Below are 24050 nucleotides of genomic sequence, written 5' to 3' on the forward strand. Positions count from 1 at the left end.
GTTGTCCTTTCAAGTGATGCCAGTTAATGCTGGCAGTCTACATTCTGGACTCTAAAAACAGCCGGATCTAAAAACAGGGGTCAGGCCAGACCCTCCTGAATAATCGGATTAAGGCAACGTGACAAGTGCATTAGACCCTCATCGATAGAGCTTCTTGCGTTAAACATTATTCACAACTTCACAATTTTTCAGAACTGACAACAGTCCGCATAACCAAACTGACCGGGGTTTACAGTATGTATTGAGCTTAGATTAAAAATAGCCAATCATGGCACCTTTCAATCCACCTGCCAAGGCGTGCAAAAACACACATTTGTAGAATATCAAGAGTCTGGGCTTCTAGATAGCTCAATCATTGGCGACACCACGGCTTATAGCACTTGGACTGGATAGACCCGCCTAAACTATATAGAATCAGGAGGTTGCGGGATTAGTAGAATCGATCGATGCCGTGAAAGTCGATATGGAAATCGCCCCACCAAGAGAGAAATTCCTCGGCGCAGACAACTACAACCGCCCCGCAGCCTCTTTCACAGTGTCCGCGTAGTCTTGCGCAGCAGCGCTGTCGCAAAAGACGACGGTGACCAGCTCCCCCGCCGCACCGCGCACGGTCACGGCGGTGCCGGATCCACCCATGTTGAGACGCAAACCAGCGGGTGAGCTCACTCGTCCGGTGATCGGCCAGTTGACAAGACCGTGGTTTACGCCGTCATCTGTTTTCAGGCTCACCTCGGTATCGGAGCCAAGCTCGACGGTGCGGCTGTATAGCGGGGCGAGGATGCGGATCCGCCCAGGGGTCACAGTCAGTGAGATTTTGGCGAAGAAACACCACCAGACAGTAACCAGCAAAACCACTGCCGCGCAGATAGCCAAAACCAGCCATGAGCGGGTGACAGCCGCAGCGATCACCGCGGCAAAGATGAGGGCCAGGATCAGAGACTTCATGCGACCGGTTGGGCGGATCTCGAACACTGCTGCTCCCCAAGGCAAAAACACCGATCAAGGCCAGTTTTAGAGATGATTCAGGTTGTGCGCGAGGGGGGACTTGAACCCCCACGCCCTTGCGGGCACTGGCACCTGAAGCCAGCGCGTCTACCAATTCCGCCACTCGCGCGTCTGCCAATTCATTTTGACAACCATCAAACAGTATCAAATAACCGCGAAGAACACAACTTTTGCTGCGCGAAACGCGGTAGGCACCGCGAGCCACTATGTAACAACCTCATACCAATTCACTAAAAGCGGGCTTAAAACTGTGCATTTTTGAGGTTAGAGCGGTAAAGTGCCATTATCCCCAAAAACAGCCAGGGGCGCTGCTGGCGTGCACAAAACACCAGCAAGCCTCCGGGCGCAAAGTCCCTAAATTGCAAAACAGTTACGACGGAAGGAGCACCGCATGGGCTTTATGAGCAGCCTTGAACGCGGTCTCGAACGCGCCGTCAACAGCGCCTTTGCCCGCACCTTCAAAAGCGGGGTGCAGCCGGTAGAGATCGCTGCCGCAATCAAGCGTGAGATGGACATCAACTCCTATGTTGTGGATCGCGACCGTGTGCTCGCGCCAAACCAGTTCACAATCCAGATGTCACAGGCCGACAGCGACCGGCTCGCCTCCCTCGGCACTACGCTCAGCGACGAGCTAGAGAACGTCATCATCGGGCACGCAAACCAGCAGGGCTACCATCTGCTCGGCCCCGCGGTCACGACAATCGCGCCAAAAAACTTCATCACCGCAGGCACAATCGAGGTTGTCGCCCACAAACCAGACAGCAAAGTCACCTGGGTTCCTGCGATCGACGTTAACGGCAAACGCCACCTGCTCCGCCAGGGCTCACAGACCGTCGGCCGCGGAACCGACGCGCAAATCCGCATCACAGACGCCGGCGCCTCCCGCAAACACCTGGAGATTATCTGGAGCGGGAAACGGGTTATCGCGAGGGATCTCGGATCCACCAACGGCTCAAAGATTAACGGGCAGCGGTTCCGCGAGGTGCAGCTGCAGCCAGAGACCATCATCACAATCGGTGAGACTGCGCTGCGCTACCGCCTCGTGCCAGCTCCCGAAACCACAACACCTCAAGCAAAGACCGGCTTTTGGGAGGGTGCATGACCGAACTTACCTACCTGATTCTCAGGCTCGCCTTCGTGCTGGTGCTGTGGATTTTCGTGCTCGCAGTGATGTACGCGCTGCGCAGCGACCTGTTTGGTGCCCCCGTGAAGCGCCTGCAGGATCGTGGCAACGGCGCAGGTAACACCCCGCCGCAGGGGGTTCCCGCCCCGCAGCTCGCCGCCGCCGGGCAGGTTAGCTCCCCAACAACCCCCGCGCAGGGGGTGGGTGGATCCGCCCACCCAGACCCAGCGGGCGACACCGCCGGATACGGTGCGGGCCTCGGAGCTGATGAGCTGCCGAGCGCCGGCACAGCAGGCCCCGCGCGGACGCTGATGATCACCTCCGGTGTTGCAAACGGCACCGCGATAACCCTCGACGAGGAAACCGTGACAATCGGCCGGTCACCGCAGTCAACGCTGGTGATCGTCGACGAATACACCTCAACCCGGCACGCGCAGCTGAGCCGTTCAGAAAACGGGCGCTCAAACAGCGGCTGGGAGCTGACCGACCTCGACTCCACAAACGGCACCAAGGTTGACGGGAAACGCATCACCGGCACCGTGCCGCTGCCAACATTCACGCCCGTCACAATCGGCACAACCACCTTCGAGCTGAGGCCATAACGTGACATACAAGTATGAAAGCGCAATCGGCTCGCACGTTGGAATGGTGCGCAGCAACAACCAGGACTCCGGGTTCGCCGGGGTGCGGCTGTTCTTCGTCGCCGACGGCATGGGCGGCCACGCCGGCGGTGACGTCGCCTCAGCGCTAACCACCAAACACGTCGCCGAAATCGACACCAGCCCCTTCGAAACCGCGAGCGAGGCAGCCGCGGCGCTGGAGGATCAGCTGCTGTCGGCAAACCGGAAACTCTCAGACACAGCCGCTGAACGCCCAGAACTAGCCGGGCTCGGAACAACCTTCACCGGGTTCTTCACAATCAAAGACCAGCTCGGTGTTGCGCACATCGGCGACTCCAGGCTGTACCGTTTCCGCGACGGCAAACTGCGCCAACTAACCAGCGACCACACCTTCGTGCAGCGCCTCGTCGACAGCGGCCAAATCACCGAGGAAGAAGCGAAAACCCACCCGCGGCGTTCCGTACTGATGCGCGTGCTCGGCAACGTCGACACCGAGCCAAACGTTGACACCGAGGTGATTGATCCGCTGCCGGGCGACATCTACCTGCTCTGTTCTGACGGACTCTGCGGCTACGTTGACGAGAAAGTAATCGCCGCCGACATCGCCGACACCGGTGACCTGCAAAGCGGCGTCGACATACTCATCGACCGCGCCCTCGAAAACGGCGCCCCCGACAACGTCACCGTCGCGCTCGTCCGCGTCGCCGAGGTGCCAGCGGCAGAGGTTGACAACGCAACCGGGCCGCAGAGCACCGCCGCGCTGCCAAAGGCGCGGTTTGTTGGATCCGCCGCCAACGGCAAGAGCGATCTTGAGACCACAAACACCGCCCGTGCGCGGATTATGAGCCGCCGCCGGCCAAAGCGGAAGCCGCCGGTTATCGCCGAAAGCCAGTTCGAGCCGCGCGTCGACGAGTACCTCGCCGAGCTGATCGCAGAAACCAAGCGGCAAAACTGGCGGCGCAGAATCTTCTGGATCCTAGGATCCGTGTTCGGCGCGCTCGTCATCCTCGGTATTATCCTGCTCGGCTACCGCTGGACCCAAACCCAGTACTTCGTGGGTGCCGACGAAGACAGCGTCGTCATCTACCAGGGCGTGCGACAAGAACTCGGCCCGATCAAGCTCTACAGTGTCACCGAAGACACCGACATTCCGCTCACCAGCCTCGGCGCCTACGAGCGCCGCCAGGTTGAGCGGACACTGACGGCGAGCTCCCTGCCCGCCGCCCGTGAAATCGTCACCCGGATTGGAAGCAGCGAATGACAACCGACCGCAGCTTCGCAGATTCCCAGCGCAGTGAGACAATCCTCTCGCGCATCACAGCCGTGCGTGCCCCGCACCTGTTGCGCATGATGGAGTTCTTCCTCACCCTGTTCGCGCTAGCAATCGGCGTTGCCGCGGTCATCATCATCGACCTCACCGTCTACGAAACCATCACCACAACGCTGTTAATTCCCGGAGCGGTATATATTGCAGCGGTGGTCGGTTTGCACCTGATCGTGCGGCACACCGCCCCTGACGCGGATCCGCTCATCCTGTCCCTCGCCGTCGCCCTCAACAGCCTCGGCATCGCCATGATCTACCGCATTGACACCAGCGGATCCGACCCGATCGGCTTCGGTTCGTCAAGCATCCGCCAGATCGTCTGGTCGATTGTCGCAATCGCAATCGCCGCGATAGTGCTGTGGTTCGTGCGCAACCACCTGGTGCTATACCGATACACGTATATATTCGGACTGCTCGCGCTGCTGTTCATGCTGCTGCCGCTGGTTCCCGGTCTCGGCCAAGAAATCAACGGCGCTAGGCAGTGGATCCGCATCGGTCCATACTCTTTCCAACCGGTTGAGCTCACCAAGATCTGCCTCGCTATATTCTTTGCCGGGTATCTAGTGCGGAACCGTGACGCGCTGTCAATGGTCGGCAAAAAAATCGGCCCGATGCGATTCCCGCGCGGCCGTGACCTCGATCCGCTGCTAGTCGTCTGGGCAATCGCGATGGCTGTGCTCGTTGTGCAGCGCGAGCTCGGCACAGCGGTGCTCGTGCTAGGCCTGTTCCTCGCGATGCTCTACGTTGCAACCAACCGGGTCAGCTGGGTGCTGCTCGGCGGTGTGCTGTTCGTCAGCGGCGGACTGCTCGCAGCCAGACTGCTCCCCTACGTCGGTTCACGTTTCGCAAACTGGCTCGACCCTTTCCGTGACGCACAGGGCGCCAGCTACCAGCTCGTGCAGGGTCTGTTCGGCATGGCAAACGGCGGCACCCTCGGCACCGGCCTCGGCGCCGGCTACCCGCAGATCACGCCTCTCTCCCGCAGCGACTACATTATCCCGAGCCTCGCAGAAGAGCTCGGCCTCGTCGGCATCTTCGTGGTTGTGCTCTGCTACCTGCTGATCATTGGCCGCGGCCTGCGCATCAGCTTCGCCGGCTCCGACGACTTCGGCAAACTCCTCTCCGCCGGACTCGCGTTCACGCTCGCGCTACAGGTTTTCGTTGTGATCGGCGGTGTTACCCGCCTGATCCCGCTCACCGGTCTAACCGCGCCATTTCTCGCCGCGGGCGGATCCTCGCTGGTTTCGAACTGGATTATTTCGGCGCTTTTGATCCGTATGTCAAACGCAGTCCGAAACAAACCTAAGCTGGTGATTCGCGCATGAACAAACCACTGAAGAATCTCACCCGCACCGTGCTGCTAATGTTTGTGGCACTGTTTGTTGCGCTGACAGCGGTGCAGGTTGTACAGGCGGACGAACTGCGCGCTAACCCACTCAACGAGCGAACAACCCGCAACGCTTTCAAGGTGGAGCGCGGCACAATCCTCGTGGGAGGGGAGCCAATCGCCACGGCCGTCCCAACCGACGACCTCTACCAGTTCCGTCGCGAATACGCGAACGGGCCGCTATATGCCCCGGTCACCGGCTACTTCTCTAACTATCAGGGAGCCACCGGGATCGAGCAGGCGCTCAACAGCGAGCTCAGCGGTCTGCACAATTCACAGTTCTTTGACCGGATCAGCCGTATCCTCACCGGGCAGGATCCGCAAGGATCCTCCGTTGAGCTAACCCTCGACCCGGTAGCCCAGCAGGCAGCCTACGAGGCACTCGGTGAGATGCGCGGTGCCGTCGTTGTCATGGACTACGAAACCGGCAAGATTCTCGCGCTCGTCTCAACCCCGAGCTACGACCCGAACCTGCTCTCCGGCAACGACAACAACACGATTATCACCAACTATCAGGCACTCGAAGAGGACCCGGGCAAGCCACTGGTTAACCGCGCAATCGCCGGAGACACCTACCACCCCGGTTCAACCTACAAACTGCTGACCGCCGCCGCCGCAATCGAATCAGGCAAAGCAACCGCGAGCAGCACCTTCGACGATAAAGCAGAGCTCACCCTGCCGGGCAGCTCCAGTGTTATGCGCAACGCCTCACAGGGGGTTTGTGAAAACGGTGACAAGGTTAGCCTGGAGACCGCACTGATCCGCTCGTGCAATATTCCGTTTGCGGAATTAGCGATCTCAATGGAGGCGGGCGCTGTTTCAGACCTCGCGAAATCGTTCGGCTTCGATGAGAGCTTCACAATCCCGATGCGGGTGACAGCGAGCGCCTCACCAACCCCGAACGGTGACGCACAAAAGGCGCTCAGCGCAATCGGGCAGCTCGATGTTAGGGCAACACCGCTGCAGATGGCGATTGTCTCAGCGACCATCGCAAACGGCGGTAAAATGGTTGAGCCAACCCTCGTTGACCGGGTCATCAGCCCCGATTTGCGCACCGAACAAGAGAGCGAAATAACCGTGCTCGGCAACCCGATTTCTGAGTCAACCGCGTCCGTGCTGGGTGATATGATGCGCAAAACCGTGTCGGACGCTAACGGCACAGCAAAACTTGCCGCGATTGATGGTGTGGCCGTCGCCGGGAAAACCGGCACAGCAGAAAACGGCACCGCAGCAAACGGGCAACCGAACCCGTACACCCTCTGGTTTACCGGGTTTGCAGAAAAGGACGACAAAAAACTTGCAATCGCGGTCGTTGTTGAAGACGGCGGCGGTGTGACCCACAACTACCAGGGGTCAAGTTACGACATCCCAACAAACATTAGTAAGCGAGTGATGGAAGCGGTGTTTAACCAATGAGACCAACAGCGGGCATTACTTTCGGCGGACGGTACGAACTGAGCTCTCGTATCGCGGTCGGCGGCATGGGGGAGGTTTGGAAAGCAAACGACAGCATCATCGGCCGCACCGTCGCGATTAAGATCCTAAAAGACGAGTACATGGGGGATCCCGGGTTCTTAGAGCGGTTCCGCGCCGAGGCGAGGCACGCCGCGCTCGTCAACCACGAGGGCATCGCGAACGTCTACGACTACGGCGAAGAACAGGGCTCCGCATTCATCGTGATGGAGCTTGTGCCCGGAGAGCCGCTCTCGTCAATCATCGAGCGAGAGGGTAAACTGCCGGCGGATCGCGTCCTGGGCATCGTCGCACAGACCGCAACGTCCCTGCAGGCAGCACACGATGCCGGGCTCGTCCACCGCGATATCAAACCCGGCAACCTACTGATTACACCCGATGGTCGAGTAAAAATCACAGATTTTGGAATCGCCAGGATCGCGGACCAGGTGCCGCTAACAGCAACCGGGCAGGTGATGGGAACCGTCCAGTATCTCGCCCCAGAGCAGGCGAGCGGCCAGATGGCGACAGCCTCAACCGACATTTACTCAATCGGCATTGTTGCCTACGAGTGCCTCGCCGGAAAGCGCCCGTTCACCGGCGACTCGCAGGTTGCGATCGCGATGGCGCAGATCAACGACACCCCGCCTGAACTGCCAGCAACCGTTCCCGCACCCGTGCGGAACCTGGTTTACGCCTCCCTCGCAAAAACCGCTGAGGAGCGCCCAGGAAGCGCCGCGAAACTCGCGCAGGCGGCAACCGCCCTGCACCGCGGCGATATTAGCGCCGCGGCGGCCGCTGTGCCTGCGGTGCTTGGCAAGCAGGCAGAGGCGGCAACCACCGTTATGCCAGCACAAAACCTTGATGACGCAGCAACCACTGTGATGCCGCAGACAGCCGTTGCCGCCGGAGCGGGCGCGGCCCTCGGTGCCGCAGGGGCGGGAGCCGCCGCAGCGAACGCGGCAGACGACGCAACCCAGGTGTTTGCGCCAACCCAGGCAAACTCCCCCGCACAGCCGGGCGGTCAGCAGGCCGACGGTATTGCCGCGCTGGGCTTGCACGGTGGTGACGAAGCAGCCGCTGAGGCGGATCCGCAAGGAAAAAAGAAGCGATCACGGTGGACTTGGCCGCTGGTTGCCCTGATTGCGCTGCTGCTGCTGATCGGCGGCGGCACCCTCTACGCGGTGATGTCACAGCAGGGCAACAACACTGACACAAACACCTCAGATACGACCACAACCACCAAGAAGAAAACCCCTGAGAAACCAGCCGCACCAACCAGCGGCACCATTGACCCGGCCCTTTACATCGGCAAGAACTGTGTCACCGCGAGCGCTGAACTCGCCCAGCTCGGCTTCACCAATGTTTCCTGTGTGCAGGGTGAGCCAGCCGAGGACTCACTCGTTGACCTCGTCGGCGCTGTTTCACCAACCGGCTCGGATGTTGCGTTCACAACCCCGATTACGCTCAGCATTAACACCCGCTACGGTGACGCTGCGCAGCCGGCCGGTGTGCCAACCGCGCCAGCAACCGTCAAAGAGGGTGAGCAGTTCAACGTCACCTGGACCGATCAGAGCGCTGTTTGTGTTGCCGGCACCTCGGTGAAGGCGTACAAGGTGCAGGTTACCGGCAGCGGCCAGCTGGTTAGCGAACCGGGCACCGGTCTGAGCACAACCGTGCGCGCAACCGGAGCCGGTACCATCAACATCAGCTACGCGGTTGTTTGTGGCCGCGAGGGTATTAGTGATCGCCAGTCCGGCTGGTCACAGGCAACCACCGTCACCGTGACCGCAGCCAACCAGGGCGGCAACAACGGCGGATCCGGTAACGGCGGATCCGGCAGCGGCGGCAGCGGCGAGAACGAGTAACAGCAAAGCACCGCGGGTCCGCACCCGACAGCAGTAAACCACACCGATGAGGCAGAAATGACCGAGACAGAAGAAACCACGGAGACCCGTTCCGGGCGAATCTTGGCTGGCCGCTACACGGTTAAAGAGTTTATTGGCCAGGGTGGAATGGCGACCGTCTATAAGGGTGTTGACACCAAGCTCGGTCGCACCGTCGCGATTAAGATTATGAAGGCCGACCTCGCCGGCGACGAGGCGTTTATTGAGCGGTTCCGGCAGGAGGCGCAGTCGGCCGCCAGAATGTCACATCAGTCGATTGTGCGGGTGCTTGACGCCGGAGACGACTATATTCAAACGGCGGCGGGCGCGAAAAAGATCCCGTTCATCGTGATGGAGTATGTTGACGGCAAGAACCTGCGACAGTATCTCGCGTCCGGTGAGGTGAGCCTCGACGAGGCTGCCAGGATCACCTACGATGTGCTTGACGCGCTCGAGTATTCACACCGTGCAGGGATCGTTCACCGGGATATTAAACCGGCGAACATTATGGTGACCTCGAAGGGTCGCGTGAAGGTGATGGACTTCGGAATCGCCCGCGCGGTCTCCGAAACCTCATCAACGCTGCAGCAGACAACCACAATCCTCGGCACCGCCGCATACTTCTCGCCCGAGCAGGCGAAGGGTGAAACCGTTGACTCGCGCAGCGACCTCTACTCAACCGGCGTGATGCTCTACGAGATGGTTGCCGGGAAGGTGCCGTTCCGTGGTGACAGCGCTGTTGCGGTCGCCTACCAGCACGTCAGTGAGCGACCGGTTGCGCCGAGCAAGGTTAACGAGCGCGTTACCGCCCCGTTTGACCGGGTTATTTTGCACGCCCTCGCGAAGGATCGCAACCGCCGATTCCAAACCGCCGGTGAGTTCCGGGAGGCGCTACGCCTCGCCGCCGCCGGTCAGATGCCGGATCTCGCGGGTGGCGCCGACGAAGACACCTCACTGCTTGACGGGGGCAGCGCCCAAGAATCAGAGATGGCGCTGCAGCAGCTCGCCGACACAACCCCTGCACGCAACCAGTCACGTCCACCGGTGCTGTGGATTTGGGCTGCCGTTGTCACAATCGTCGCAATGGTTGCGGCCGTCGCATTCTGGGCGCTCAACTTTGCTGGCCGCGAAGTTGTGCCAGCCAACTCCCGGCTCGTGCCCGACGTTGTCGGCGTCGAAAAGGAAATGGCCATTGACATGCTTGAGGACCTTGACCTAATAGTCGTGCCCATTCAAGAGGCGAGCGACGAGATTGAGGAGGGGAAGGCGATCCGCACCGACCCCGCTGCCGGCACAACCCTCGTCAAGGGTGACACCGTCACGCTGTTTATCTCCGCCGGCTCCGAGTCGGTTGCTGTGCCAAACATTGTCGGCATGACACAGGCGGACGCGGCGGCCGCGCTTGCCGCCGTCGGCCTGAAAATCGGGCAGATAACGGAGGCGGACGATCCAACCGTCGGCGCCGGAATTATCCTCAGCTCCGACCCAGAAACCGGGAAAGAACTAACCAAGGGCAGCTCCGTCAAGGTGCAGGTTGCCAGCGGCATGGTGACAATCCCGGACGTTAAAGGGCAGAGCCTGCAGGCGGCACGCAACCTGCTCGGCAGCCTCGGCCTGATCGTGACACCGGTGCCGCGCGCCTGTGAGGTGACGGATCCGTCACTGCCGATCGTCGAGCAGTCACTCGTCGGCAAACAGCCGCAGGGCAGCGAAGTGAACATCGTCTACTGCACCGGCGTTGAACCGACCGCGGTGCCAACACCGCCGCCGGCAGAGGAAGACTAGCCGCAAACTCGCCCAGTCGATTCAGGCGGGAATGGATCCGCGACCACACCGCCGCAGTCTGCGAGGGGCGCTAATCCTCAATAATCGGGGTGAGCGCGGCAGCCTTTGCGGACGCGCCGGTTAACCCAACCAGCTCCAGCCAGTTGCCGAGCTGCTGGTAACCGAACTCGGTGAGCACCGACTCCGGGTGATACTGCACGCCGTAGAGCGGCAGATCGCGGTGACGCATCGCCATAATAATGCCGCTCTCGGTTGCGGCCGTCACAACCAGCTCCGCGGGCACGGTGTCACTGACCACCGCGAGCGAGTGATAGCGGGTTGCCGTAAACCGCTCCGGCACACCGTGAAAGAAGTCATCACCGGTGTGTTTGACGTGTGAAATCTTGCCGTGCATCAGCTCCTCAGCGTGCGTCACGGTTGCGCCGTACGCCTCACCGAGCGACTGGTGGCCGAGGCAAACCCCGAGCATCGGTTTCGCAATGTCCGCTGCCGCCCTAATCACCGGGATAGAAACGCCCGCCTCACTCGGGTTGCCGGGGCCTGGTGAGACGAGCACCCCGTCATGTTCCGCAAGCACCCGGCGCAGCGATTCCGGATCCGCCGCCACAGCATCATTGCGGATCACCGTGGTTTTTGCCCCGAGCTGTTCGAGATAGCTGACGAGCGTGTAAACAAAGCTGTCATAGTTGTCAATCACCAGGATCTTTGTCTCGGCGCTGTCTGTCATACTCCGTAACTGCCTTTCAAACCGCTGCCGCTAACGGCACCGCCGCTAACCTCGCCGCCGCTCAACCCCAAACCAACCTCTGAGACGGGGCTCGGGATCAGTGTCGCAACCAGCGGGTAAACATAAATCATCAACGCCCACACGAGCAGCGCGAGCACAACCAAAATCACCAGCGCCCGCAACCAGCCTGGCCCTGGAAAGAATCGCCAAATCAGTGAAAACACTACGCTCTGTCTCCGTTCTCGCTGACCTTACCGCCGTTAGCGGTAACCAGGTTTGGGTTCAGCTCCGCAAGCTCGGCTGGCACCCCCGCGGCGCGCGGCGTGAAACTCTCAAAAACACTGTAGGCGATCATCCGCTCATCCCAGCCGAAGGTTTTGGGGTTGCAGGTTGTGAACGTCAGGATCCGCTCGCTCGGTGTCTGACCGGTTTCAGCAACCCGCGGGAAGGTGTTTAACACGTCGCGGGTGTCAGGCAGCACATACTCGGCGGACCGGAAACGGTAGGTGTACCAGCCCTCTTTCGTCTCAACAAACACCGGGTCGCCGACCTTTAAAAAGTCGATGTTGTGGAACGGCGTTGTCAGCGGACCGGAGCGGTGCGCGGCAACCGCGAAGTTACCCGCCGCGCCAGGCGCTGCGCTGCCCTCGTAGTAACCGATACCGCGCGCTGAATCATCCAGCACATCGCCGCGGGTTCCGGTCGCAATCTGGTTAGCGTAGGTGCCGCCAAACGCCGGCACATAGAGCACCCCAAAGGTTTCGCCGTAGCCGGGAACCTCAGCAGCAGGCACCAGGTTCGGATCGGTGATCACGGCGGTGTCTTGCGGATCCGCACTCTCATCAGTCTCTTTCGCCCACTGGTCTGAAATCTCGCCCGCAATCTCGCTCTGCGCGGCAGCAACAACCGTCGAGGTGTACCACGGCTGCCAAAGGATATAACCGAACACCGCGAGCCCGCCGACGAGCAGCAGCTCGCCGATAACGGTGAAGGGGCTCAAAGGAGCACGTTTTTTTGCCATTCTTCAATACTAGTGGGCTTAGCTTGCGATATGCCTAACCGCTTAGGCTGCCGCGCGGGTGTTTCTCGGGTGGCCAGCGAGATTGCCCGATCGTGCCGCATTTTCGGAGCTTTTAGCGGGGTTTAATAGCCAGCTATGAGATTTTCGGGTTAAGATGTTAGGTATGTCTGCAGATGATAACAAGCTTTCAAAACGTCAAAAGGCGGTTGCTGAGCGCCGTGCGGCAAGGATCGAGCGCGCCGAGCACGCCCGTGCTACCGGCGAGCCAGCCCCAAACCAGGTGTGGTTCAAGCCTGTTATGTTTGGCTTTATGCTGCTCGGCCTGGTCTGGATCGTGCTCTACTACATCACCAGCCAAAACCTGGCGCTGCCAATCCCACAGCTCGGAAACGGCAACATCTTCGTCGGGTTCGGCCTGATCATGGTCGGGTTCCTGATGACAACGCGCTGGCGATAGTGCCCGCCGCTAGTGTCCGGCGAGAGACCTAAAAACAGCAAAACGGGCGGGTGTTTTCACCCGCCCGTTGCTTTGTCTACGCTACCCGATACTGCCCTGCACCAGCAGGTAGTAGAGACCGCAGAGCGCGAAGGACGCGAGGATCACGGATCCACAAACAAACCACTGCGCCCGCGAATTGCGGGTGAGCCCGCGCGCAAAACCGCTCATCAGCACAGCTCCAACGAGCAGGCCACCAACGTGCGCCTGCCAGGAAATATTGTTGCCGGGCAAGAACCCGATCCCGAGGTTGATCGCGAGCAGCACCAGCAGGAACCTCGCGTCAATCTCGAGCCGCTTGTAAACAACAACCGTTGCCGCGAGGATGCCGAAGGTTGCTCCCGAGGCGCCAACAACCGGCACGAACGCGAGAGTGTTGATGCTTGTGAGCGACCAGAGCATAACGGCGATGGATCCGCCCCACCCGGAAAGCAGGTAGAGCAGGATGAAGCGCAGTTTGCCGAGCGCGCGCTCAAGCGCAGGCCCGAACAGCAGCAGAGTCACCATGTTGCCGAGCAGGTGGTAGGGGCCCGCGGTTGCGTGCAGGAAGGTGGTTGTGATCATCCGCCACGGCTCAAACGCGAACGGCGTTGAGTGGATTGGCGCGTAAATCAGCGCCTCCCGCAGCGCGCCAATGTTGAGGGTCCCAAGCCACAGCAGCACACACAGTCCGATCAGCGTGTATGACACAATCGGGCGCGAGTCGCTGCTGAGTCTCCTACCGGTTGTGCGCAGTTTTCGCGCAACCTGCCCGCTCACAGGCGGCTGCAGTTCACGCTGACAGTCCGGGCAGAGCAACCCCACCGGCGCCTGAATCTGGCAGTCAACGCAGATGGTTTTGCCGCAGCGCTGGCAGAGCGTGAAACTCGGCGAGCGCGGGTGCCGATAGCAGACGTCGTTGGGGCCGTACTGCGCTTTTTCGCCGTACTGAGGCTGGTTCACAGGCGTGCTTAGAGGGCTTCGATTGTGACGCTGTTCATCACAACGTCCTCGAGTGGACGATCCTGCGCGCCGGTCTCAACGGCCTCGATCGCGTCAACAACCGCCTTCGATGCGTCGTCAGCAACCTCGCCGAAGATTGTGTGCTTGCCGTTCAGGTAGCCTGGTTCGCTGGTTGTGATGAAGAACTGGGATCCGTTGGTGCCGGTGATCCGCCCCATCATGTCACGGCGCTTACCCGCGTTCGCCATCGCGAGCAGGTATTTACGGTTGAAGCTCAGCTCCGGGTGGATCTCGTCATCAAACTGGTATCCGGGGCCGCCCATGCCGGTGCCGGTTGGGTCGCCGCCCTGAATCATGAAACCCTGGATAATGCGGTGGAAGATAACACCTTTGTAGAAGTCTTTTTCTGCCAGGTCGATGAAGTTCTTCACTGTTTTTGGCGCGTGATCCCCAAACAGGTTGATGACGATGTCGCCGTGATTGGTTGAGATAGTTGCTTTTGCTGTTGGAATAGTCATGGCTCTTAGTCTACTTTGCGGCTCCGGCGTTTGGGTGCGGATCCGCCCAGCCCGCGGATATTTTTCTGCCCCAGCGGCGATGCTTTTGCGCGTTTTGCGCCTAAAACTCCGGAAAAACTTAGATATTGTTCAGTTTGACCGTGTACCGTTGAGGTACGAGCAATCTACAACTCGTTTGGAGGAAGACTTATGGCATTAACACGTAAAGAGCGTAAGGCGCTGAAGAAGCTGCGCAAGCTCACTGGCCAGGTAGCTGACGAGCAACGCGTTGTGCTCGGTCATGCCGGATCTGTGCTGCAGGAGGCTGGTCGCCAGGCTCGCAGCATCAGCGATACCCACATTGCACCGCGGGTTTCTAACGCTTACGAGACTGTTCGCCCAACCGTTGAGTCAAGCACTCGCGCGGTTAAGGGCTTCTTCGGTCGGGTTGGTAACCGCGTTACCCCGGTTGCCGGTGCAGCGCTGACCAAAGCGGTTGCGACCCTCGAGAACGCGGATCAGAAGGATCTCGCGAAGTCGCTGAAGAAATTTGGTAAGGATCGCGGCCTGGTGAAGAAGTCCGGTCGTGGTCGCCGAATCGGTGGCGTTTTTGCGCTGCTGCTCGGTCTGGGAGCTGCGGCCGCGGTCGGTTACTCACTGTGGCAGGCATTCCGTGACGATGAGGACGTCTGGGTGGCTCCAGAGTCAGCTGAGTAGGCTGACTGCGTCAGAGCTGTTCCAGGCTGTCTGTGTAGGCTGGCAGCCTAAGCGGATCTAGTCGTTTAGCGGGGGTGGTAGCGTGGCTATCGCCCCCGCTTGCTATTTGCTGGCGAGCCAGCGCCCTTACCGAAATCGACCCGGTGCCTGGTGGATCCGCCCCGCTATTTGCTGTTTCTGACGCTGTGCTTCGCAGCGGCCTTGCCAGCGGATCCGTGCGCCGCCTTCGCACCGTTCTTCACGGTGTGTTTCTGCGCCTGCTTCGCGCCCTGCTTGCCGCCGTTCGCTTTGCTGTTCTGCTTGGCGCTGTTTTGTTTAGCGCTGTTCTGCTTGGCGCTGTTTTGTTTAGCGCTGTTCTGCTTGGCGCTGTTTTGTTTAGCGCCGTTCTGTTTGCCACCGTTTTGCTTGTGCGCGTACTTGGCGCACTGCCTTCCCCCGTGTTTCAGGTGCAGTTTGCTGGCGAGCGCGGAGCGTTTGCGGCGGCGGGATCGCGGTGACCCGATAACGCCCGCAAACTTCAGCCCGGTCTCAACCAGCGACAGTGTCCGCATGTTCTTCAGCTCCGAGATTTTCACCCAGCGCGCCTCGTCACTGGATCCATCAACCTCGTTAATCAGCGGCCCGTCAACGGCCCTTGCCCGATAGATTATTCTGATCGTGTGCAGGCGCGGGTCCTCCCCGTCACCAACATCCTCTCTGACCATCACTCGCGAATCAACGCCGAGCAGCTTCCCAACCTTCGCCTCTAGCCCGGTTTCTTCTGCAACCTCGCGCACAACCGCGTCACGTGGATCCTCGCCCTCTTCAATGCCTCCGCCGGGCAGCGTCCATCCGTGCATGTGTCCACGTCGCCAGTGGGTCAGCAGAACTTCACCGCGGCGCTCAATCACCGCGTAAGCTGCAACCCTCATATCCATGTCTTCAACTCTATCGGTTTTGTATGTGTGACAGCTCAGCGCGTGCCGATATTATTAGGCTGTGTCGCAACTGTTCGATCTCAGCCACCCGATCACACCGGGAATGCCCGTCTACCCGGGCGATCCGGCGGTGCGCTTTGCTGCTGCGGCGACTATCGCAAGCGACGGCTGCGCGGTCACCGAGCTCAGCCTCGGCAGCCACACGGGCACACACCTCGACGCCCCGAGCCACACCGTTCCCGGTGCTCCGACGGTCAGCGCGGTCGATCCAGCGCGGCTAATCTGCGAGGCCGTAGTGATTAACGCCGCCGACTTATTGCGGGGTGGATCCGACTCCTCCCCGCCCGAGATTGCCGACGCGGCTCTCTCCCACCGTGTGCGGGAGGCTCTTGGTGGTTTTCGCGGCGGCGGTGTTGGCGGTGGTGGATCTCGCTCTGGCGGATCTGGCGGCTCAACCGCCGACGCTGGTTCTGGCGGCCCCTCCGCTGTTTTATTCTCCTTTGACTGGTGCCGCTTTTGGGGTATCGACCGGTACTTTCTTCACCCCGCTGTGCCGCTAAGCACGGTGCGGCTGCTCGCCGAACTTGGGGTTACGGTTTTCGGAACCGACACCGCAAGCCCAGACTCGGCGAGCGCTGACTCTGCGAGCGCTGAGGACTCACGCCCAGCCAAGGCTAACCCGGGTGCGGTAACCGCGTGCGGAGCGGTTCCGGCTCTCCCGGTTCACGATTTCTGGCTGGGTCGTAACGGTCTCATCCTCGAAAACCTCCGCGGCCTGAACCAGCTGGTGCGTGACTCCACTGCTGGTTCGGGAGTTTCCGGATCCGCCGACGAGCCCGCCACCCAGGCGGTTTATGGCGAGCTTATCGCGCTGCCATTGTGTCTTGACGGCTGCGATGGTTCGCCCGTTCGCGCTGTCTTTCGGACTCGCTAAAATCGGAAACATATTTCGGATTAGTAAGCTAAAGCATCCTAGTATCGCCTATTTGCCCGAATTTCCGAAGAATACTACCGAAACTGCCTAAATCGCGGTAGATTAGCTGTGCATACAACCCTAATCCGAAGAATGTTTCCGAAACAGATTGCGGGGTGAACACAATGGCACAGTCAGTGACCGAAACCGCGAGCCCGTCCGCTGCGTACAGTGACGCGGCCGCCATCGGTGCTGCGATTCGTAGTGCCCGCAAAAGCTACAGACTCACCCAGCAGGAACTCGCCGATCTGGCCGGTATTTCCGATAAAACACTGCGCGATATTGAGCGCGGCGCCGGCTCCCCCAGCATCGGCGCGGTGATTGCCTCCGCGAACGCGCTCGGGCTGCGCCTCGTCACTGCCACAGGCGGTAACCATGGACCTAACGAAGCTCAAGCACGTTAACACGGCAAGAGGGGGAGCTGCGCCTCAACTAAAGCGGGTGCGGGGCTGACGGATCCGCCCACCGCTGAAACGGTTCAATAATGAATGCCCGATCGGGTATTTCGGGCTTGGGACGGGATTTGCCCGCGGGAAGTCGCAGATGCGGCCTCGCTCATAGCGCACAGAAAGTTTTATGAAACGTTTAAACGCCGTCTCTCTGGTTTTGACACAGCTACAATATGAGTATCTGTCCGTAGAACATTTGTTAGAAGCCGTATGACCGCAAGCATTCGAGACGTAGCAAGGCGCGCACAGGTATCTGTTGGAACAGTATCAAACGTGTTAAACACTCCGGAGAAGGTGAGCCCGGAGACAAGAGAGCGCGTGCAAAGCGTGATCGCGCAGCTCGGCTACGTGCGCAACGATGCCGCCCGGAAGCTGCGCAACGGTCAAAGCCACACAATCGGGCTGATCGTGTTAAACGGCACCAACCCGTTCTTCACTGAGATCGCGCAGGGTGCCCAGAATCGGGCGCTTGAGTCCGGCTATACCGTGCTCGTCGGCACCAGCAACGAGAATGTGAAGCGTGAAAACACGCTGCTCTCGCTGTTTGCCGAGCAGCAGGTTGCTGGGATTCTGGTGAGCCCAACCGGTGATGACCTGTCGCCACTCTGCCACCTGAAAGACGGTAAAACACCGGTTGTTTTGGTGGATCGCGGGGCAGCAAACTGCGCCTTCTCCGCCGTCGCCTGCGACGACATTTACGGCGGTGAAGTCGCGGCTGAACACCTGTTGGGTACCGGCAAGCGGAAGATCGCGTTCGTCGGCGGGCCGATAACCAGCAGCCAGATCTCTGACCGCTGGCAGGGCGCGGCGAAGGCGGTGTTGAAGGTTCCCGACGCGACCCTGAGGATGATCGAGACCACGGCGCTAACCGTCACAGAGGGAAAGCGGATCGGCCAGGAGATTGCAAAACTACCGGTCGAGAAGCGTCCCGACGCGGTGTTTGCCGCCAACGATCTGGTTGCGCTGGGGATGCTGCAGTCGCTTGTGTTCGCAAAAGACATTAGGATTCCCGAGGATATTGCGGTTATCGGGTACGACGACATCAGCTACGCCGAGTTTGCGATTGTGCCGTTGACAACGATGCGGCAGCCAGCCGAAAAAATTGGCGCAACCTCTGTTGAGCTGCTGTTAAACGCGATTGAGCGTCCGCGTGACAAAACCAGGCAGATCACTCTCAAACCCGAGCTGGTTGTGCGCGCATCTACCTAGCGGTGGCGGCCGGGTCGAACGCTAGTGCCGTCCGGTTATCACGTCAGCGATCTTCGCGATGGGCGAGGTGGTTTTACGACCGGCAAACTCTTGCCGATCCGCCACCCCGTATGCGGTGTAGAGGCCGCGCGTGGCAATCCAGCGCAGTGGCTCAAACTCCCAACGGCGGGCTCGATGATCCACCCACGGCATCTCGGTTAACTCGCTTCGCTCCCCGATAATCAGGTCGGTGAGGGTACGACCGGCGAGGTTTGTTGCGGCGACACCCGTGCCAACATAGCCGCCAGCCCAGGCGATGCCGGTGCTACGGTCGAGGCCGACGGTCGCCGACCAGTCCCGTGGCACGCCCAAAACCCCCGACCAGAGGTGTTCGATGCGGGTGTTTTGCAGCTGCGGGAAGAACCTGCGCAGCAGATCGCCGAGGGTTTGCGCGGTGACCGGCTGTGTTGTGCCGTCGTTGTCGGTGCGGGAACCGTACCGATAGGGCACCCCGCGCCCGCCGAACGCGATCCGGTCGTCAGCCGTCCGCTGCGCGTACATGTAGACGTGCGCGAAATCACCGAGCGTCTCCCCCTCACGCCAGCCGATTTCATCCCAAATCTCCGGCGCGATCGGTTCGGTTGCGATCATCGACGAGTTCATCGGCAGCCACAGCCGCTTCAGCCCCTTCAGGTTCGCGGTGAACCCCTCCGTCGCCCTCACCACAAAATCCGCCCGAACAGTGCCGTGATCGGTGATAACCTGCCCGCTCTCAAGCTCTATGGCGCGCGTCCCCTCGTAGATTGTGACGCCGAGCCGCGTAACAGCCTCCGCGAGCCCGCTAACCAGTTTTGCCGGGTGGATCCGGGCACAGTGCGGATGCCAGATCGCCGCGCGTGTCCCCGCGACGTTGATTTTCGCCCGCGCCTCAGATGCCTCAAGCAGTTGCAGGTCTGTTGACCGCCACCGCTGCTCTGCTGCAGCAAACCGTCTCAGCCTCGCCTCCTGGGCGGGCGTGTAGGCGACGTTGAACTCGCCGCCGCGTTTAATATCGGCGTCGACCCCCTCCAGCTCCGCCACCCGCATCACCTCGGTGACCGTCTGATTAAACAGGGTCTGGAACCGCTCGACGGTGTCGCGCGAGACGGGGCCGCTGGTGGATCCACTCGCCAAACCGCCGCCGAAACCACCGGGCAACCTGCCGAGGCCGCTGCGCCGCAAAAACGCCGCGAAACCACTCTGCTTAAGATACTGTTCCCGCCCGCCGGTTATCGAGTTGGTGAGCCAGCCGCCGTTTCTGCCGCTCGCTCCGTAACCGGCGTGCTCCTGCTCAATCACCGCGATTTTCAGGTTCGGGCGTGCCTGTTTCAGGTAGTAGGCGGTCCACAACCCGGTAAATCCCGCGCCAACAATCGCGACATCGACGGTGAGATCACCGGGCAGGCCCGGGCGCCGCGACGGCTGCCCGAGCTGGTGCCACCAGTGAGAGGTTTTGCCGTTAATCATGCTGCCTGTAGCCACTCTCCAATCCTAACTAGCTAGTCGCCGATGTGGATCACGGCGGTGCGCAGATCCGTCATATCGTGCAGCGTGTACATTCCACCGATCCGCCCCCAACCGGTGCCTTTGCCGCCCGCGCCGCCGAACGGCATGTTGATATCCCACCAACCGTTTGACTCGTTTAGCAGCACCTGACCGGTCTCAATCTCCTCCAGGAAGCGATAACCGCGGGCAATATCGCGGGTGAACACCGCCGATTGCAGCCCGAGCGGATCCGCGTTGGCGATCCGCAGCGCGTCATCGTCGTCCGCCGCCGTAATAATCGGCAGCACTGGCCCGAACGATTCCTCGCGCGACAGCAGCGAATCCTCGGCAACGCCGTCAACAATCGTGAAGTTGTAGTAGAGGTCGGTTGGGTAGCCACTCGCCCGGCCGCCGCCGCAGAGAATATCGAAGCCGAGCTCGCGAGCCTGCGCCAGGTGGCGATCCATTTTCGCAGCGACTCCCTCATTGTTGAGCGGCCCCAGGTTGGTTTCTTCTGCGAGTGGATCCCCCAGCCGCACCGTCCGCTCCGCGTAGTCGAGGGCGGCCGCAACGAAGGCGTCGTGGGCGTCCCGATGCACAATCACGCGCTCGGTTGCGCAACACACCTGACCGGAGCAGTAAAACGCTGAATCTACCGCAGCTTTTGCGGCGCGCTCCAGGTTTGCGTCGTCGAGCACAACAACCGGCCCGTTACCCGAGCACTCCATCACGGAGCGCTTCAAACCGGCGGTTGCCTGGATTTTCGCGCCGGTTGCGCTGGATCCAATAAACCCGATCGCGTCAATGCCCGGGTGCGCAACCAACTGCGCCCCAAACTCGCCCTCACCGGGCAGAATACTGACAAGCCCGGCGGGCAACCCGGCATCCTCCAGCAGTGACGCGAGCTTCAGCAGCGCGAGCGAGGTTGTGATGGGTGGTTTTACAACCAGCGCGTTACCGGTTGCGAGGCCGGGCGCGGCAAACTCGGCAAACATCAAAACCGGGAAGTTCCACGGTGTGATAATCCCCCAGGTGCCTACCGCCTGCCGCCAGGTGTGCATCCGCTTTTGTGGATCGCTCGACGGCAGCGTCTCACCGTAGAGCCGTTTCGCATCCTCCGCGTGCAGGTGAAAGAGCTCCGCCGCCTCGTTTAGGTCGGCGCGCGACTCGGTTATCGGCTTGCCCTGTTCGTAGGTTTGTAGGAGCGCGAGCTCCTCAATGTGCTCCTTGATTTTGTCGCCGATGCGGTGACAGACTGCGGCTCGGTCAAACACCGAGAGCTTCCGCCACTGCCGCTGGGCGGCTCTCGCAGCAGCAACCGCGCGGTCAAGATCGGCGGATGAAGGAACCGGCAGCGCCGCAAGCTGCTCACCCGTCGCGGGGCTCACCACCTCAAAACGCTCACCGGAGGTGCCAGCGGTAAACTCGCCGGCAATGTAGAGCTGTTCAATCGGGGTTGGAATCTGCAGTGACATTGTTACTCCCTTTCGATTTTTGATTGTGCCGGGCATACGCCACGGCAAGCCTAAGCAGCGGCGGGTGGATACCACCGGGGTCGGCAAAAGCGCAGGCCACAGGGTTTGGCCTGAGAGAGATTGCGCGGATCGGAACTGTGGCACAGGCGGACACCGCCCCGGAGCTCTGACCCCGGTTAAACAGTGTTCTAGGGATTACCGTGTGCCTCATTACTGTTCACCACCGCTGCCGCGAGTGTGTGGATACAAAGTTACCACCGCTTAGATACGAACGCATAGATTTGGCGGCGTTTGGCGCAACTTCTAAGCGTTGTTTCAGGCTATCGCTTCGCTATGTAGCTGTGCGGCGGCGACAGCACAGCCAACTGCGCGAAGCCGTGATCCTGCAGCATTCTGGCAAAAATATAGCCGGCGGCGAGCGCGTCGGCGAGCGCCTCGTGGTGGTGTTCGAGCGGCACTCCGAAATAGTGCTGGTAGACGCTCGGCAGCCTTCTGCTCGGCAGTTTGTCGTGCAGCAGAATGCGCGCGAGCTTCAGGGTGCAGTGTCTGGGGTTGGTGAGCGGATCGAGTCGGTAGGCGTGATTGAGAGCGTCCAGCACGGATCCATCAAATGCCATATTGTGCGCGACAATCGGACTGTCACCGATAAACTCGACGATCTGGCGCGATGCGGCCTGCCAGTTGGGTGCCGTTGCAACGTCTGCCGGGCGGATCCCGTGGATCCCGATGTTTCCCGCGTCAAACCAGTCGGCTCCTTGCGGTGGCTTGAGCAGCGTCTGCATCGTGGTGATCCCGCCGTCGCTGGTAAATCTCGCAAGCCCGATGGCGCACGCGGACTCCGGCCGCGAGTTAGCGGTCTCGAAGTCCAACGCCACGAAGTGTTTCACGTGAAACATCTTAGCCAGCCCAGCCGGATCTGAGCCTGATTTAACACGCGAAACACTCCGTGTGGCGAGTGCGGCAGCGGCCGCTAGTCGACGTTGATGGTTCTGATCAGCGCGGTGTCAACCTTGGTGGTTTTGCGCAGAGCCGCGTAGAGGATCGCGGCGAGCACCGCCGTCACAATCGGTCCCCAGGTGGCGCCCGCTCCCCCGCCGAACTGGATCAGCGCGATGCCGATTGCGGTCGGAACCAGCCAGGCGATCATGCCCGCGCGGTTGAACACCCGGTAGTGCTCGTCACCGATCGCAGCGTGCTCCTGCCGCTTACCGCGATTCAGCAGAATGTGGGTGACTGCGATAGCAACCCAGGCGGTTACCAGCACGCCCTGCCAGGCGAGCGCCAGCAACAGATACTGCACAATCGGCAACAGCATCATCAGGAAGATAATCACCGAGGTGATAATCACCCAGACCACATTCGGCAGCTTCAGCCGCAGCACCTTTTCACCGAAGATGCGCAGGTTTGCCGCTCCCAGGTAGTAGTTGGCGGTGTTGATGCGGGTCTGTGACGCGAAAACAACCAGCAGGCCGAACAGTCCCATCATCTGCACAAGTCCCGCCGCGATGCCGGTCTCGGAGGTTTCAACGCCCGGGATCATAAAGGTGAGGAAAACCCCGAAGAAGCCGTTAACCCCGTAAGCGAAGATATAAAACAGCGGGCCGAACGTGATCCGCTGATGGTAGCGGGTGTCCTTACGCTTGCCGAGCGCAGCGAAGTCCATAGTGAACATCATCATAATCCAGATGCCCATGTAGCCCGCGTAGGTGGCGAGCCAGCCCGGTCCACCCATCGCCAAATCCAGCTGCGGGGTCTGGTGGGTAAGCCACTCGTCGTTATAGCCGTACTGCACAACCGCCCAGATTGCGGCGATAATGAAGCCTCCCCAGTAGAGTGGCATCAGCCAGGCGTTGAGCTTGTCGAGGAATCGCCGCACCCCGCCGATCACCAGCGGAGTCGAGTAGATGACGACGATCAGGTACCACATCCAGGTTTCGCCGCCGAACGCGGTCTGGAACGCGTACGCCACAATACTGCCCTCAAACACGGCGTAGTAGATGGCGATCAGCGCAAAGATCAGGGTCGCTATCTGAGCGCCTGACTTGCCGAGGATTGTGCGGGAGAACAGCGCCACCGTTGTACGATTCGCGATTGCGTACTTGGTAAGCAGCATGTTGATTAGCGCGTAGGTGACAATCGTGAGCGCGATACCGATAAAGGCGTTGAGCGTGCCGTACGCCGCCGCCATTGCCGCGCCGATGTAGACGAAGAACATCGCGCTGATAACACCGTAGAACGCCATGGTAAGCGGCCCGCGACGCATCTGGTCGGAATCATCGCCCTGCCGTGCCAGGGCGTCGGTTGCCTCCACGTCGGAGTTGGATCCGGTTAGGTTAAAGGACATGATTAGTGCTCCTCATTGAGTTGGGGATAGAGGTTAGGGATAGAGATTTAGATTTAGGGGTCAGAACCGGGATCGGAACCGGGGTCAGAACCGGGGATTATCGAAAATTGGCACAGGCCAGGTAAGGCCCGGGTCAGCGGGCTTGTTAAGAATGCCTGATAAAGCAGCGGGGTGAGCCGAAGCCCACCCCGCCGTCAC

Annotated in this window: 23 protein-coding genes and 1 tRNA gene; 12 read left to right on the forward strand and 12 right to left on the reverse strand. The window is 60.5% G+C overall.

The annotated features are described in order from the left end of the window. Window positions 1-507 precede the first annotated feature (507 nt). Both EII30_RS06090 and EII30_RS06095 read right to left on the reverse strand, forming a co-directional pair. Window positions 508-972, reverse strand: a complete 465-nt coding sequence (locus EII30_RS06090; protein ID WP_148090562.1) for a hypothetical protein — start codon at window positions 970-972, stop codon at window positions 508-510. 58 nt (window positions 973-1030) lie between these two features. Next, window positions 1031-1114: transfer RNA gene (locus EII30_RS06095), tRNA-Leu, on the reverse strand. A 282-nt stretch (window positions 1115-1396) separates the two neighbouring features. Between EII30_RS06095 and EII30_RS06100 the strand changes: the two genes are divergently transcribed. The 7 genes from EII30_RS06100 to pknB are packed head-to-tail and all read left to right on the forward strand — an operon-like array spanning window position 1397 to window position 10582. After that, the gene (locus tag EII30_RS06100; RefSeq protein ID WP_124886451.1) at window positions 1397-2107 is read left to right on the forward strand and encodes a DUF3662 and FHA domain-containing protein; all 711 of its coding nucleotides are present in this window, start codon (window positions 1397-1399) and stop codon (window positions 2105-2107) included. Then, on the forward strand, window positions 2104-2730 hold the full coding sequence (locus EII30_RS06105; protein ID WP_124886452.1) for an FHA domain-containing protein: 627 nt from the start codon (window positions 2104-2106) through the stop codon (window positions 2728-2730). Before EII30_RS06100 ends, EII30_RS06105 begins: the two co-directional genes overlap by 4 nt. A 1-nt stretch (window position 2731) precedes the next feature. After that, the gene (locus EII30_RS06110) at window positions 2732-4009 is read left to right on the forward strand and encodes a PP2C family serine/threonine-protein phosphatase (RefSeq protein WP_124886453.1); all 1278 of its coding nucleotides are present in this window, start codon (window positions 2732-2734) and stop codon (window positions 4007-4009) included. Next, complete coding sequence (locus EII30_RS06115) at window positions 4006-5397, forward strand: FtsW/RodA/SpoVE family cell cycle protein (protein ID WP_124886454.1); 1392 nt, start codon at window positions 4006-4008, stop codon at window positions 5395-5397. The genes EII30_RS06110 and EII30_RS06115 overlap by 4 nt, the downstream gene beginning before the upstream one ends. Continuing rightward, window positions 5394-6875, forward strand: coding sequence for a penicillin-binding protein 2 (locus EII30_RS06120; RefSeq protein WP_124886455.1), 1482 nt, complete (start codon window positions 5394-5396; stop codon window positions 6873-6875). Before EII30_RS06115 ends, EII30_RS06120 begins: the two co-directional genes overlap by 4 nt. Next, window positions 6872-8779: a serine/threonine-protein kinase gene (locus EII30_RS06125; RefSeq protein WP_124886456.1), complete on the forward strand. Its 1908-nt coding sequence runs from the start codon at window positions 6872-6874 to the stop codon at window positions 8777-8779. Before EII30_RS06120 ends, EII30_RS06125 begins: the two co-directional genes overlap by 4 nt. A gap of 57 nt (window positions 8780-8836) precedes the next feature. Next, window positions 8837-10582, forward strand: a complete 1746-nt coding sequence (gene pknB, locus EII30_RS06130) for a Stk1 family PASTA domain-containing Ser/Thr kinase (RefSeq protein WP_124886457.1) — start codon at window positions 8837-8839, stop codon at window positions 10580-10582. A gap of 70 nt (window positions 10583-10652) precedes the next feature. Here pknB and EII30_RS06135 read toward each other — a convergent pair whose 3' ends face one another. Genes EII30_RS06135 through EII30_RS06145 form a run of 3 tightly spaced genes read right to left on the reverse strand, consistent with a single transcriptional unit; the run spans window position 10653 to window position 12330 of the window. Further along, window positions 10653-11309, reverse strand: a complete 657-nt coding sequence (locus tag EII30_RS06135) for an aminodeoxychorismate/anthranilate synthase component II (RefSeq protein WP_124886458.1) — start codon at window positions 11307-11309, stop codon at window positions 10653-10655. Then, window positions 11306-11533 (reverse strand): hypothetical protein, encoded by a 228-nt coding sequence (locus EII30_RS06140; protein ID WP_124886459.1) that lies wholly within the window; start codon window positions 11531-11533, stop codon window positions 11306-11308. Before EII30_RS06140 ends, EII30_RS06135 begins: the two co-directional genes overlap by 4 nt. Then, window positions 11533-12330 (reverse strand): class E sortase, encoded by a 798-nt coding sequence (locus EII30_RS06145; RefSeq protein ID WP_124886460.1) that lies wholly within the window; start codon window positions 12328-12330, stop codon window positions 11533-11535. The genes EII30_RS06140 and EII30_RS06145 overlap by 1 nt, the downstream gene beginning before the upstream one ends. Before the next feature lie 163 nt (window positions 12331-12493). On the opposite strand from EII30_RS06145, the gene EII30_RS06150 reads away from it, so the two are divergent. Next, window positions 12494-12787, forward strand: a complete 294-nt coding sequence (locus tag EII30_RS06150) for a cell division protein CrgA (RefSeq protein ID WP_124886461.1) — start codon at window positions 12494-12496, stop codon at window positions 12785-12787. Window positions 12788-12868: 81 nt separating this feature from the next. On the opposite strand, the gene EII30_RS06155 is transcribed toward EII30_RS06150, so the two are convergent. Together EII30_RS06155 and EII30_RS06160 are read right to left on the reverse strand one after the other, a co-directional pair. Next, the gene (locus tag EII30_RS06155; RefSeq protein WP_124886462.1) at window positions 12869-13768 is read right to left on the reverse strand and encodes a rhomboid family intramembrane serine protease; all 900 of its coding nucleotides are present in this window, start codon (window positions 13766-13768) and stop codon (window positions 12869-12871) included. 8 nt (window positions 13769-13776) lie between these two features. Then, the gene (locus EII30_RS06160) at window positions 13777-14286 is read right to left on the reverse strand and encodes a peptidylprolyl isomerase (protein ID WP_124886463.1); all 510 of its coding nucleotides are present in this window, start codon (window positions 14284-14286) and stop codon (window positions 13777-13779) included. Window positions 14287-14475: 189 nt separating this feature from the next. Between EII30_RS06160 and EII30_RS06165 the strand changes: the two genes are divergently transcribed. Then, on the forward strand, window positions 14476-14982 hold the full coding sequence (locus EII30_RS06165) for a DNA/RNA helicase (RefSeq protein WP_124886464.1): 507 nt from the start codon (window positions 14476-14478) through the stop codon (window positions 14980-14982). 164 nt (window positions 14983-15146) lie between these two features. Here the strand turns inward: EII30_RS06165 and EII30_RS09115 are convergent, their stop codons facing one another. Beyond that, complete coding sequence (locus EII30_RS09115) at window positions 15147-15899, reverse strand: NUDIX hydrolase (RefSeq protein ID WP_305029040.1); 753 nt, start codon at window positions 15897-15899, stop codon at window positions 15147-15149. 61 nt (window positions 15900-15960) lie between these two features. Here EII30_RS09115 and EII30_RS06175 point away from each other — a divergent pair, with 61 nt between their 5' ends. The 3 genes from EII30_RS06175 (at window position 15961) to EII30_RS06185 (ending at window position 18530) form a co-directional block, all read left to right on the forward strand. Then, window positions 15961-16833, forward strand: coding sequence for a cyclase family protein (locus EII30_RS06175; protein ID WP_124886465.1), 873 nt, complete (start codon window positions 15961-15963; stop codon window positions 16831-16833). A 164-nt stretch (window positions 16834-16997) separates the two neighbouring features. Beyond that, entirely contained in the window at window positions 16998-17276 is a 279-nt protein-coding gene (locus EII30_RS06180) for a helix-turn-helix domain-containing protein (protein ID WP_124886466.1), read from the forward strand. 255 nt (window positions 17277-17531) lie between these two features. Continuing rightward, complete coding sequence (locus tag EII30_RS06185; RefSeq protein ID WP_124886467.1) at window positions 17532-18530, forward strand: LacI family DNA-binding transcriptional regulator; 999 nt, start codon at window positions 17532-17534, stop codon at window positions 18528-18530. A 21-nt stretch (window positions 18531-18551) separates the two neighbouring features. On the opposite strand, the gene EII30_RS06190 is transcribed toward EII30_RS06185, so the two are convergent. From EII30_RS06190 to EII30_RS06205, 4 genes are all read right to left on the reverse strand, one after another. Continuing rightward, the gene (locus tag EII30_RS06190; RefSeq protein ID WP_124886515.1) at window positions 18552-20015 is read right to left on the reverse strand and encodes an FAD-binding oxidoreductase; all 1464 of its coding nucleotides are present in this window, start codon (window positions 20013-20015) and stop codon (window positions 18552-18554) included. 32 nt (window positions 20016-20047) lie between these two features. Then, window positions 20048-21508 (reverse strand): aldehyde dehydrogenase, encoded by a 1461-nt coding sequence (locus EII30_RS06195; RefSeq protein ID WP_199731589.1) that lies wholly within the window; start codon window positions 21506-21508, stop codon window positions 20048-20050. A gap of 320 nt (window positions 21509-21828) precedes the next feature. Next, window positions 21829-22395 (reverse strand): exonuclease domain-containing protein, encoded by a 567-nt coding sequence (locus tag EII30_RS06200; protein ID WP_158608674.1) that lies wholly within the window; start codon window positions 22393-22395, stop codon window positions 21829-21831. Window positions 22396-22478: 83 nt separating this feature from the next. Next, window positions 22479-23852, reverse strand: a complete 1374-nt coding sequence (locus EII30_RS06205; protein WP_124886469.1) for a cytosine permease — start codon at window positions 23850-23852, stop codon at window positions 22479-22481. Window positions 23853-24050: the final 198 nt, after the last annotated feature.

Source organism: Leucobacter sp. OH1287 (genome assembly GCF_003859945.1).
Classification (GTDB): Bacteria; Actinomycetota; Actinomycetes; order Actinomycetales; family Microbacteriaceae; genus Canibacter.